Annotated in this window: 8 protein-coding genes; 3 read left to right on the plus strand and 5 right to left on the minus strand. The window is 70.5% G+C overall.

Annotated elements, in window-relative coordinates:
* Window positions 1–83: 83 nt before the first annotated feature.
* Window positions 84–980 carry a DUF808 domain-containing protein gene (locus HEP75_RS20025; protein ID WP_185814289.1) on the minus strand — a complete coding sequence of 299 codons (897 nt, stop codon included), beginning with the start codon at window positions 978–980 and terminating at the stop codon, window positions 84–86.
* A 142-nt stretch (window positions 981–1,122) separates the two neighbouring features.
* Between HEP75_RS20025 and HEP75_RS20030 the strand changes: the two genes are divergently transcribed.
* Window positions 1,123–2,751, plus strand: coding sequence for a dihydroxyacetone kinase subunit DhaK (locus tag HEP75_RS20030; RefSeq protein WP_185824676.1), 1,629 nt, complete (start codon window positions 1,123–1,125; stop codon window positions 2,749–2,751).
* Window positions 2,752–2,878: 127 nt separating this feature from the next.
* On the opposite strand, the gene HEP75_RS20035 is transcribed toward HEP75_RS20030, so the two are convergent.
* The gene (locus tag HEP75_RS20035) at window positions 2,879–4,039 is read right to left on the minus strand and encodes a hypothetical protein (RefSeq protein ID WP_185824677.1); all 1,161 of its coding nucleotides are present in this window, start codon (window positions 4,037–4,039) and stop codon (window positions 2,879–2,881) included.
* A gap of 180 nt (window positions 4,040–4,219) precedes the next feature.
* Here HEP75_RS20035 and HEP75_RS20040 point away from each other — a divergent pair, with 180 nt between their 5' ends.
* A complete protein-coding gene (locus HEP75_RS20040; RefSeq protein ID WP_185824678.1) occupies window positions 4,220–5,911 on the plus strand; it encodes an AarF/UbiB family protein in 1,692 nt (563 codons plus the stop codon).
* A 503-nt stretch (window positions 5,912–6,414) separates the two neighbouring features.
* The gene (locus tag HEP75_RS20045; RefSeq protein ID WP_185824679.1) at window positions 6,415–7,077 is read left to right on the plus strand and encodes a TIGR02466 family protein; all 663 of its coding nucleotides are present in this window, start codon (window positions 6,415–6,417) and stop codon (window positions 7,075–7,077) included.
* A 70-nt stretch (window positions 7,078–7,147) separates the two neighbouring features.
* On the opposite strand, the gene HEP75_RS20050 is transcribed toward HEP75_RS20045, so the two are convergent.
* The 3 genes from HEP75_RS20050 to HEP75_RS20060 form a co-directional block, all read right to left on the minus strand.
* Window positions 7,148–9,535, minus strand: a complete 2,388-nt coding sequence (locus tag HEP75_RS20050) for a DUF3772 domain-containing protein (RefSeq protein WP_185826678.1) — start codon at window positions 9,533–9,535, stop codon at window positions 7,148–7,150.
* 188 nt (window positions 9,536–9,723) lie between these two features.
* Window positions 9,724–10,755 carry an NAD(P)H-quinone oxidoreductase gene (locus tag HEP75_RS20055; RefSeq protein ID WP_185824680.1) on the minus strand — a complete coding sequence of 344 codons (1,032 nt, stop codon included), beginning with the start codon at window positions 10,753–10,755 and terminating at the stop codon, window positions 9,724–9,726.
* Between the two features lie 259 nt (window positions 10,756–11,014).
* Window positions 11,015–12,382 (minus strand): histidine-type phosphatase, encoded by a 1,368-nt coding sequence (locus tag HEP75_RS20060; RefSeq protein WP_185824681.1) that lies wholly within the window; start codon window positions 12,380–12,382, stop codon window positions 11,015–11,017.
* Between the last annotated feature and the right edge of the window lie 5 nt (window positions 12,383–12,387).

The raw sequence follows: 12,387 nt of genomic DNA on the forward strand, positions 1-12,387 counted from the left end.
GCCGGCGCGGGATTGGGGATTGGGGATTCGGGATTGGCAAAAGCGCGAGCGCACCGCTTTTGCGAATCACCAATCCCGAATCCCTAATCCCGGATTTTCTTGAACAACAACACCGCCCCCAGCACCAACGCCCCGGCGACGATGCCGACCAGCGCATTGCCCAGGTTGAGCACCACGCTGCCCCAGGCGCCCTGCGGTGCGATGCCTTCGAGGGCGTGGTGCAGCGGGCCGATGCTGTGCACCAGGATTCCGCCGCCGACCAGGAACATCGCCGCGGTGCCGGCGATCGACAGCACCCGCATCAGCCACGGCGCCAGCCACAGGATGCCGCGGCCGATCGCCGCCGCCGCGGCGCCCTTGCGGGTCAGGTACAGGCCCAGGTCGTCGAGCTTGACGATGCCGGCGACCAGGCCGTACACGCCGACCGTCATCGCCAGCGCGATCGCCACCAGCACCATGACCTGCTGGGAGAACGGCACTCCGGCGACCACGCCCAGCGACAGCACGATGATCTCCGCGGACAGGATGAAATCGGTGCGGATCGCGCCCTTGACCTTGTCCTTCTCCAGCGCGACCACGTCCACCTTTTCGTCGGCCAGCGCCTGCAGCTGCTGCGCGTGGCGCTGCGCATCCTCGTCCTTGGAATGCAGGAAGCGGTGCGCCAGCTTCTCCACGCCCTCGAAGCACAGGAACGCGCCGCCGATCATCATCAGCGGGGTGATCGCCCACGGCAGCCAGGCGCTGATCGCCAGCGCCGCCGGCACCAGGATCGCCTTGTTGAGCAGCGAGCCCTTGGCCACCGCCCACACCACCGGCAACTCGCGGTCGGCGTTGACCCCGGTGACCTGCTGCGCGTTCAGCGCCAGGTCGTCGCCGAGCACGCCGGCGGTCTTCTTCGCCGCCACCTTGGTCAGGATCGACACGTCGTCGAGCAGCGAGGCGATATCGTCGAGCAGGGTGAACAGGCTGGCGCCGGCCATGCGGGGATTCCATTCGGGGGTGAGTGGGGATTCTCGCCGATTCCGCGCGCCCGGTGCGTGATCGCCGCCGCCGGCCTCAGCCGCGCATAACGTCGGCTCGGCTACCGTGCGCGACAGACCCGCCGCTCCGCCAAGGACCCCCATGGACCAGTTCCTCACCGCCCCCCGCGCCATCGTCGACGACGTGCTCGACGCCGTCGCCGCGCTGCAACCGCTGCTGCGCTCGGACCCGGCCAGCGGTACCCGCATCGTGCTGCAGGCCCAGCGCGACCCGGCCCAGGTCGCAGTACTGTCCGGCGGCGGTGCCGGCCACGAACCGGCGCATGCCGGCTTCGTCGGCCCCGGCATGCTCAGCGGTGCGATCGCCGGCGACCTGTTCGCCTCGCCCGGCGTGGAAGCGGTGCTGGCCGCGATCCGCGCCTGCGCCGACGCGCCCGGAGTGCTGCTGGTGATCAAGAACTACACCGGCGACCGGCTCAACTTCGGCCTGGCCGCCGAGCGCGCCCGCGCCGAAGGCATCGACGTGGCCAGCGTACTGGTCGCCGACGACATCGCCCTGCCCGACGCCGCACAACCGCGCGGCATCGCCGGCACCGTGCTGGTGCACAAATACGTCGGCCACCTGGCGCGCGAGGGCGTGGCGCTGGCCGAGCTGGCCCGGCGCGGCCAGGCCTTCGCCGACCGCCTGCTGTCGCTGGGCATGGCCCTGTCCAGCTGCACCGTGCCCGGCCAGCACGCCGGCCGCCGCGCGCCGGAACTGGGCCTGGGCATTCACAACGAGCCGGGCACGCGCAAGGTGCAGCCGGCCTCGGTCGAGGAAGCGCTGACGCTGGTGCTGGACCCGTTGCTCGAACAGGCCGACGCGCGCTACGGCGCCGATGCGCCGCTGCTGCTGATGCTCAACGACCTGGGCGGCTGCTCCACCCAGGAACTGGGCGTGCTGACCCGACTGGCGGTGCAGCACATCGGCACCGAGCGGATCGCGTTGATGACGCTGCCGGCGGCGCTGATGACCTCGATGGACATGCACGGCTTCTCGATCACCCTGGCACCGGCCGACGCCGACGTGCTCGCCGCGCTGCGATCGCCGGTGCAGACCCTGGGCTGGCCGGGCGTGCGTGTGCCGCACGCGCCCACCCACTTCACTCCGGCGTTGTCGCGCAGCGACGCGCACCGGCACGGCGCCCGCGACCCGCAACGCGGCGCGGCCCTGGCACGGGTGGCGCAGGCGCTGATCGGCGCGCAGGCGGAGCTGGACGCGCTCGATGCGCAGACCGGCGACGGCGATGCCGGCAGCACCTTCGCCGCCGGCGCCCGCGCACTGCAGCAGGCGCTGGACGAGGACGCGCTGTCGACCGGCGAGGCCGCGCCGCTGGCGCACGGCCTGGCGGCGACGATCGAACGCAGCATGGGCGGCTCCAGCGGCGTGCTGCTGTCGATCCTGTTCACCACCGCCGCCACCGAACTGGAGGCCGGGCACGGCTGGGTGCCGGCGCTGCAGGCCGGCGTGGCGCGGATGCAGCACTACGGCGGCGCGCAACTGGGCGACCGGACCATGCTCGACGCGCTGCTGCCAGCGCTGGAGGCCCTGGCGCGCGGCGGCAGCACCGACGACGCGGCGCGCGCTGCACGTGCCGGCGCCGACGCCACCGCGCAGCTGACCCAGGCCCGCGCCGGCCGTTCGGCCGCGGTGCCGGCGGACGCGCTGCGCGGCGTGGTCGATCCGGGTGCAGAGGCGGTGGCACGCGCCTTCGCGGCGTGGGGCCCGTAGCCGTCTTGCTGTTGTAGGAGCGGCTTCAGCCGCGACAGGCACTCTCCGGGAAGACCCTGTCGCGGCTGAAGCCGCTCCTACAGGGAACATCGATGCGCGCCAGGAACATCGATGCGCGGCGCCCGCCTTACTGCGCCGCAGCGGCCTGTGCGGCGCTCAGTGCCTGCGCCACCGCCTGCAACGATCCATGCACCGAGCCGGGCTGCAGGGCCAGCGGCTGGGTCTTGCCGCGCACGACCACCTCCATGCGCTGCGGCACGCCCTGGGCGTCGCCGACGATGCGGTAGGTGGTGGCGTCGCGCACGAAGCTCAGCGTGTGCCGCGCTGCATCGTAGGCGAAGGTTCCGTCTCCGTCATCCGGGTACAGCAACTCCACCTGCTGCTGCGCGCCGATCGCCGCGTAGTACGGCGTACGGGCCTCGTCGTCGCCCACGTTGGCGAACACCACGATGCGCTTGCCGGACGGCGCCAGGCGGAATTCGAGCAGGATCTTGCGTGCGCCCAGCGCGGTGCCGCCCTCCTCGTCCCACAGGTAGTGCTCCTCCGCCACGCGCTTGCCGCCCTGGTCCCGGTAGCGCGTTTCCGTGTCCAGTCCGGAAGAACGGCCGGTGGCGTCGTTGACCACTTCGCTCTCCAGCAACGGCTCGCCGTCGCGCACCGTGTACACCTTGAATTGATGCCAGCAGCAGCCGTCCTTGGTCATGGTGCGGATCTCGCGCGCCTTCGCATCTACCTCGAACATGCCGCAGTTGTTCTGCGCCAGGTCGGTGAACCCCGGGCTCGGCGCGAAGCCGTCGACGGTGCCGAGGTACACCTGATACGACGGGCCGTGGTAGCAGCTGTTCTGCCCGTCCATCAGCGCCAGGTCCTTGATCCCGTCGAAATTGAAATCGGCGTAGATCAGCACGCTCTGCTCGCCGTACGGCAGTTCGTGCACGTTGGCCTTGACCTTGCCGCCTTTGGCATCGGTGTCCAGCACCAACTCGGGCGAGGCCACCTCGATCAGCGGCGTGGTGCCGCCGCGCGCGAACACACGAATGATGCCGGGGCGGAACACCTCCTCGTTCGCCTCCACCTCCAGCGTCGCCCGGTAGCGCTCGGAAAAATCCTGGACCTTGTAAGTGACATGTTCGCTGCCGGCGAACGCCTGCGCATCGAACCCCTCGTCGGCATGGCGGTCCGTCTCGGCAGCCGCCGTCGCCGACAACAGCGCGCCCAGCAAGACCAGGCCGCAGCGCCACATGTCACGCGTGGGAACGGGAACGGCGCGCGCAAAGGGAAACAGCATGACGAGTCCTGGGAAGTGGCAGCCTGTAGCTGGAGGCGGAAGTCTAGAGCAGCCGCCGCACTTGCGCCGGCACACTCTTGGCTCCCTGTCCCCAACGTCGCCGCACCGCCGGCAGATTCACCGGGCGACGACCCGGCCCCGGCCACACTGGCCTCCGCATTCCCTGCCTGGAGCCTGACCTTGAGCGCGACGCCCGACGCTGCGGAGACCACCCAGGTAGTCGGCGGCCTCAGCCGCCGCACCCAGATCCTGCGCCTGCTGCTGCGCTACCGCAGCTCCGGGGTGTTCTCCGGCATGGACATGGAAACCGCCGACGGCGTGCACGAGTTGCCGCCGGAAGGCACCCCCGAACAGTTCGTCACCGACCTGGAAGCGCTAGGCCCGACCTTCGTCAAGCTCGGACAGATGCTGTCCACGCGTCCGGACGTGGTGCCGCCGGAATTCGCCACCGCGCTGGAGCGGATGCAGGAAAACACCGCGCCGATCCCGGTGGAACGCATCCGCGAGATCGTCGAGGCCGAACTCGGCGTGGCGGTCAACAAGGCCTTCTCCGCGTTCGACGACACCCCCCTGGGCACCGCCTCGCTGGCGCAGGTGCACCGCGCCGCGCTGCGCGACGGCACGCCGGTGGCCATCAAAGTGCAGAAGCCCGAGGTGGCCGCGCAGGTGCGCTCGGACCTGGAGGTGCTGAAGAGTTTCGCCAGCGCCGCCGACAAGCTGACCGGGCTGGGCCGGCGCATCCGCTTCGCCGACTGGCTGGCCGAGTTCGGCAAGGCGCTGCTGGCCGAGCTGAACTACGAAGCCGAAGCGGAGAACCTGGCGCGCTTCGGCGACCACCTCAAGCCGTTCCCGCAGCTGTGGGTGCCGCAGCCGATCTGGGACCTGAGCAGCCGCAAGGTGCTGACCATGCAGCTGGCCGAAGGCGTGCGCGTGGACAAGATCTCCGGGCTGCGCCGCACCGAGCAGCCGATGGACGACCTGGCCGCGGCGCTGGTGCGCGGCTACCTGGACCAGATGTTCGTGCACGGCGAGATCCATGCCGATCCGCACCCGGGCAACCTGCGCGTGCTGAGCGACGGGCGCCTGGCGATCTTCGACCTGGGCATGGTCGCGCATGTGCCGCCGAAGCTGCGCGAGCGCCTGCTCAAGCTGCTGTTCGCCGCGGTGGATGGCCGCGGCGAGGAAGTGGCCGAGGAAACCATCGCGCTGAGCACGCGGCTGGAAGATTTCGACGAGGATCACTACCAGCGCGAGACCGGGCAGATGATCGCGCGCTACGCCGCGCATGACGCCACCTCCGAAGGCCGCGTGGTGCTGGACCTGGTGCGCATCGCCACCGCCTACGGGCTGCGCACGCCGCCGGAACTGAGCCTGCTCGGCAAGACCCTGCTGAACCTGGAGGCGGTGTGCCGCACGCTGTCGCCGGGCCTGGACACGCGCAGCGTGGTCGAGGACCAACTGCAGCACGTGATGCGCGCGCGGCTGAAGAAATCGCTGTCGGCGGCCAACCTGGCCAGCGAGGCGATGGAGATGCAGGCGCTGCTGCGCGAAGGCCCGCGCAAGCTGTCGGACATCCTGACCCTGGCTGCGGAGAACCGCCTGCAGGTGCGCGTGGCCGGGCTGGAAGAATCGCGGCTGATGGAAAGCCTGCAGAAGATCGCCAACCGCGTCGCCGCCGGCATCGTCACCGCCGCGCTGATCCTGGCCTCCACGCAGATGATGCGCATCGACACCGGCGCCAAGCTGTTCGGCTATCCAGCCATCGCGATGGTGCTGTTCCTGCTCGGCGTGGCGCTGGGCCTGGGCATCGTCGCCAGCGCGGTGCTGTTCGACCGCCGCGCGCACGCCCGCGAGGAGCGCGGGCGGCGCTAGGCCGCGGAGTCGATGTCCGACCAGGTCGCGCCGGGTTTGACGGGTCGCCAGCAAATGCGGCGCGGCTTGTCGGCTGAGACTGGCGGTCAGGTCGCGCCGCTCGGGGCCGGACCGCGGACGGCAGGCACAACCGAGGGCCACGCTTGCGCATGCACGGCGCCGCATCATGGCCCGGGCATGCGCACGCCGTTGGCTTCCTTCTTGTTGCAGCATCCGCGGGCAAGCGTGGCGCGATCTGCACGCGGCTGGGTGACACACGCCACCGGAATGATGCCGCTAGACTGATGCCCGGCGTCTTGCTGCCGGAGCGATTTCGACCGCGAAGACCGTTACGGCTGCGCGTGAATCAATGCGCAGCAGATCAACGCTCGTGAACGAAGTAGCAAACAGCCTGTGCATGAGCGACGGGCAAAATGGCGCTCCCACGCCATGCGAGGAAGCGCCAGCAATACCGCAAGGCTCACGCAGCGAAAAACGGCCCGTAGATACCAGAAACTTCGAACATGTCACTTCATTCGAAACTCGTTGTCCCCGAGCAGATCGAGATACACCGGTTGTTTGCCACGCCCGTCGCTCAAATCGCGCACCCGGCGGCCGAACGTCTCAATGCAGTGCTGAAAGAAGAAATCGATCGGAACAGGGCCGAAAACCCGGCCGGCGTGCGCCACAGCAATTCGGGGGGATGGCAGTCCAGTGCGGATTTCAACGCGTGGGGCGGCGAAGGCGCCATGGCGCTGACCGCGTACGCCAGAGAACTGGCCTACGCGTTGACCGCCGTCTACCATCCGGAGCATGGATTGGTCGTGCCCGAGTTCGAGTGGAAGATCAATGCCTGGGCAAACGTCAACAATGCCGGGGATTCGAACGCGCAACACGCGCATCCCGGCGCCTTCTGGTCGGGCGTCTACTGGGTGGACGACGGTCGCGACGATGGCCAGGAAGTTGGCGGAGAACTCCAGTTTCTCGACCCGAGAGGGGTCATGCCTTCTCTCTACAATCCGGAACTCAAGATCCGCATCGCAGGCTGCCTGAGCGCGGGATTGACCACCTCCATCGCTCCCGAGAGCGGCACCCTGGTCATGTTCCCTGCCTGGCTTCTGCACTCGGTCAGCGTGTTTACCGGTTCGCGGCCACGCATCTCGGTCGCGTTCAACTTCAGCATCTGAGCGAACGCAGCCGTTCCCGGCCGGGCGGCGCATCGGACCCGCGCACGCCTAAAAAAGCCGCCGCCCGCGCTCACGGCTCCTTGCGCAGCAGCCGCACTTCCTGCGGCGATTCCAGCGCGATGCCCTCATCGGCCAGGCGCTGCAGCAGGCTGAAGAACAGATCGCTGCGGATGCCGTAGACGAGCCGCGGATTGCCGACGTAGGCGAAGCTGTTGAGGGTGACGTGGCCGCTGGCGATGGAGTCGATGAACACCGACGGCGCCGGATCCTCCAGCACGCCCGGATGCGCGGCGTAGAGTTCCAGCAGCAGCGCGCGCAGCTTGGCCATGTCGGTGCCCAGCGACACCGCGAACTGGATCTGCACCCGGCCCAGCGGCCCGGCCAGGGTCATGTTGCGCAAGGTCTTGGTGATCAGTTCGGAGTTGGGCACGATCAGGGTGGAGCGGTCGCCGACCTGGATCTCGGTGGAACGCACGCTGATCTTGCGCACGTCGCCTTCCTGGTCGCCGATCTTGACCCAGTCGCCGATCTTGACCGGGCGCTCGGCCAGCAGGATCAGCCCGGACACGAAGTTCTGGATGATCGACTGCAGGCCGAAGCCGATACCCACCGACAGCGCGCTGACCACCAGCGCGATCTGCGCCACCTCGATCCCCGACGCCGCCAGCGCGCACAGCGCGGCCAGCAGGATGCCGACATAGCGGGCCACCGTGCTGACCGAATTGCGCGAACCATCGTCCAGTTCGGTCTTCGGCAGGTAGGTCCCGGTCAGCCAGCGATGGATGTACTGCATCGCCAGCATGCCCAGGCCCAGCACCAGCAGCGCGCGCAGCACGGCGCCCGGATACAGGTGGCTCTTGCCGATCGGGATGCCCTGCGACAGCAGCGAGAACCAGTCGGTGAAGGTCGACACGTTGGTGCCGAACGGCATCAGCAGCGCGCCCAGGCCGATCAGCAGCAGCGCCACCCGCACCACCGCCGAGGTCAGCACGCCCGCCTGCTCCAGTTGACTGGGGCGCACGCCGAACGCGCCGTTGGCGGCGCGACCGATGCGGCCTTCGCTGGCGAACAGCCACAGCGCGAAATCGTCGGCGAAGGTCATCAGCAGGCGGATCGCGCCGACGATCATGGTGATCCAGATGATCTGCCGGGTGATGAACAGGCCCAGGTACAGATAGCCCAGCAGCGAGGCCAGCAGCGCCACCACCACCACCACCCGCACCAGCACCCCGACCAGCGCCAGCGCGCCGCCATGCTGTCCGGGCGGCGGCGGTTGGCCGTTTTCCAGCGCCTGCGCCGCGGCCTCGGCGTACTGGCGCCGGCGCAGCCGCGACAGGCTGGTCAGGATCGCCAGGATCAGCACCGCGTAGGCCAGCGCGATCACGCCATCGGCGGCCACCGTGGCCGACGCGCTGGTGTGGCTGGCGCGGTTGATCACCAGCAGCATGCTGCTGACCCAGGCCAACGTCGCGGTGGCCCAGGTGTACTTGCGCAGGCGCCGCGCGGTGGCGTCGTCGATCGGGAACAGCCGCCATGACGGCTGGTTCGGCAGCAGCACGCTGGCGCCCAGCGAGCCCATGAACGCGGCGGCGAAGCTGTACACCACGAAGCCGCGCAGCACGCTCTCCAGCGCGGTCGGCACCGCGCCGATGCTGCGCAGGCTCTCGGCCAGCACCAGCGCGGCCAGGCCGGGGGTCAGCGTGCCCAGCAGCAGGAACCACAACGCCAGCCCGGAGCGGCGCAGGCGGCTGCCTGGCGCGCGCGACATCGCGTAACGCTTGCCCAGCCAGCGCAGCAGGTAGCGCAGCGGGAACAGCAGCACGAACGCGATGGCCAGGCCGATGCCGAGCGCGGCGGTGCCGTTGTCGGCGATCGCGTCGTCCAGCGCCTTTGCGCCCAACTGGTACAGGGCGAGCAGGCGATCGCGGTCGGCGGGGAAATCGCTGGCGATCTGCCGCCACAGCGACGGCGACAACGGCGAGGTCGAACGCAGCGACAGCTCCTGGCTGAAGTGCTCGGCCTGCACGTTTTCGATTTCCTCGCCGAGCTGCTTGGCCTCCACCGCCAGCAGCTTGCCGCGCTTGATTCCCGAATCCAGCGGCGCGCGCTGCTTGGCCAGGTCCCTGCGCTGCGCGGCGATGTCCTTCGCCTCGCCGTCCGCCGCCGGGCCAAGCTGCTGCAACCGCGCATCGACCTGGGCCAGCTGCGGGGTCAGCGCCGCGACCGCGGCCTCGGCATCGCGCTGCGCATCGGCCACCTGCCCGATCAGCTTGCGCAGCGCCTCCTGGTCGTCGGCGCTGTCCACGGCGCGCCGCGCGTCCTGCAGGGTCTCCTCGGCGCCGCTCAGCAAGGCCTGCGGGTCGGGCGCCTGCGGCTCGTCCTGCGGCTGCGCGCTCGCCGCCGCGCTCAGGCAAAGGAACAGCAGCAGCAGCGAACGGCGCAACAACGGCAGCAGCACGGCGGAACGGGAAGGCAGGCGCACGCGGGGAGACCGGCAAGTGAAGCGCGGACCACCGCGCGTGCGGCGCAATATACGGCGTGGGGCTTGAACAGGGCCAGCGGCGCGGGGCCGATGGGCATCTGTCGCGGCTGAAGCCGCTCCTACAGGAGCTCGCCTGCAGGAGCGGCTTCAGCCGCGACAGGATCTCACCGCCCCGCCCCGGCCTGGGTCAGCAGCACGATCTTGCCGATATGCGCGCTGGATTCCATCCGCGCATGCGCCTGCGCCGCCTCGGCCAGCGGGAAGCAGCGGTCCAGCCGCGGCTTGATCCGGCCCTGTTCGAGCAGCGGCCAGACCTGCTGCTCCAGCTCGCGCGCGATCGCCGCCTTCTCCATCACCGAGCGCGCGCGCAGGGTCGAGCCGGTGTGGGTCAGGCGCTTGGCCAGCAGCGGCATCAGGTCCAGCTCGCGAACCTTGCCCTGCTGGATGCCGATCTGCACGATGCGCCCGTCCAGCGCCGCGGCCTGGTAGTTGCGCGGCAGGTAGTCGCCACCGAGCAGGTCCACGATCACGTCGGCGCCGCGGCCGCCGGTCAGGCGCAGGGTTTCGGCGACGAAATCCTCGTCGCGGTACAGGATCGCCGCCTGCGCACCAAGCGCCAGGCTGGCGGCGCGCTTGTCGGCCGAGCCGACGGTGCTGATCACGCGCGCGCCGAACGCGGTGCCGAGCAGCGTGGCGACGCTGCCGATGCCGGAAGTGCCGCCGTGCACCAGCATGGTCTCGCCGGCCTGCAGGCGGCCGCGCTGGAACACGTTGGCCCACACGGTGAAGAAGGTCTCCGGCAGCGCCGCGGCCTCGGCCAGGCTCAGCGGCGCCGGCACCGGCAGCGCGTTGCGTTCGTGCACCACCGCGTATTCGGCATAACCGCCGCCGGCGACCAGCGCACACACCGCATCGCCGAGCCGGTAGCGCTCCACGCCCTCGCCCAGCGCCACCACCTCGCCGGCGAACTCCAGCCCCGGCAGCGGCGACGCCCCGGGCGGCGGCGGATAGCTGCCGCGGCGCTGCATCACGTCGGGGCGGTTGACCCCGGCCGCAGCCACCCGCACCAGCAGTTCGCCGCGGCCCGGATGCGGCAGCGGCAGGCGCACCGGCACCAGCACCTCCGGCTCGCCGGGGTGGCGGATCTCGATCGCGGTCATCGAATCGGGGAGCGAAGCGGCGGACATCGGCGACATGGCGGGAACCTTCAAAGACGGCGCAACGCCACGCGGGCGCGCAGCGCGGGAACCGCGATGATCGGCCTTCGCCGCGTTGCGATCCGTGATGGTGCGCGCAGGGTTCCGTCCGGACCAAACACCGTCCGCTCGGAAATTGAAGGGATGCCGTGAAATCCCTGTAGGAGCGGCTTCAGCCGCGACAGGCATCACCGATAAATCCTGTCGCGGCTGAAGCCGCTCCTACAAAGTGCGCAACGCGATGCGAGGACTGCGCTAGCTAATCGCCAGCCGCCGCCTGCACCGGCCACGGCGTCAACGCCGGCACGTCGGCCTGCACCTGCTGCGCGTCCAGCCGCGCCTGCAGCGCCGGCAACGCGACCGCCAACGGACAGCGCAGACGGCCGCCGCAACCCGGCAACGGCCAGCGCCGCTCGCGCAGCCGGTCGCCGTCGAAGCGGTTGTCGCGCAGCGCCTGCAAGGTTGGCACCACGCTACGCAGTTGCAGATAGTCGCGGCCGCGCTGCCGCACCAGATCCAGCAGCAGCGCGCCGCCGGGCGGATAGGCATCGGGCTGGCCGCGCACCGGGCCGGGCACGCCGAGCAGGCCGGCCAGATGCGCCAGGTTGGTGTCGTGGCCGAGCAGCAGCAGCGCGCGGGTGTGCGCCGGCGCCAGCGGCGCCACTGCCGGGGTCTGTCCGGCTGCGGCCTGCAGCGTCGCCAGCAGGTGCGCGAGCAGGTTGGAGCCACCGGCACGCGCCGCCGGCAGGGCGCGCTTGCTGTGGTCGAAGGAGGCGTTGTGCAGCCCGATCAGGCGTTGCAGGGCGGGCGCATCGGCGCGGCCCCACGCCACCTGCGGCAGCGGCAGGCCCTGCGCGTATTCCAGCATCAGGTTCTCGGCCAGGCTGCCGGCGGTCTTCAGCAGCTTGGCCGCCTGCGCGGGATCGTCCAGCCGCTGCGGATCGTCCAGCCGCGGGGTGTCCTGGCCAGGCGCTTGCGCGGCGCAGGCGGCGCCCCGGCAGTCGGACAGGACCTGCTGCAGCGCGCGCAGCCGCGCACGCGTGGCCGCATCCGGATGCAGCGGCGCGGCCACCGCGTCGTCGTCCTTGTCGTCGTTCCTGTCCTTGCCGGCCGCGTAGTGGAACAGCGGATTGTTCTGTGCCGTCGGCAGCGCCAGATACTGGGCGCGGCAGCCCGGCTGCAGGCCTTCGCCGAAGGCCGCGGCGCTGGCATGGTTGCGCGGCGTGCTGTCGGCGATCAGCACCACCTGCGCGGCAGCGCAGTCCGGCGCCAGCACGCCTTCGGCCAGCCAGCGCTGCCGGTAGCGCGCGCCCAGCGCCTGCATGCCCGCCGCGCCATGCGCGGTGAGCATGCCCGGTGCCACCGGCCATTGCGGCCATGGCTGCGCCGCGTACCTGGCCAGCGCTTGCGGATCCTGGGTCGGCGCGCGCACGCCGTGGCGCATCACCACGATGCTCAGGCGCACTTGCGCTGGCGCGTTCGCGCCGGCGCGCGCCGCGGTGCCCGCCGGCACGCGTGCGGCCACGGCCGGCAATGCCGCCGCGGCCAGCATCAACAGCGCCGCCACGCGATGCAGGCGGCGCCGCGCAAGCGCGGCGGTCCTGGGTGCTTGGATGGAGACGTGCATGCCCC

The sequence above is a fragment of the Xanthomonas sp. SI genome (genome assembly GCF_014236855.1).
Lineage (GTDB): Bacteria > Pseudomonadota > Gammaproteobacteria > Xanthomonadales > Xanthomonadaceae > Xanthomonas_A.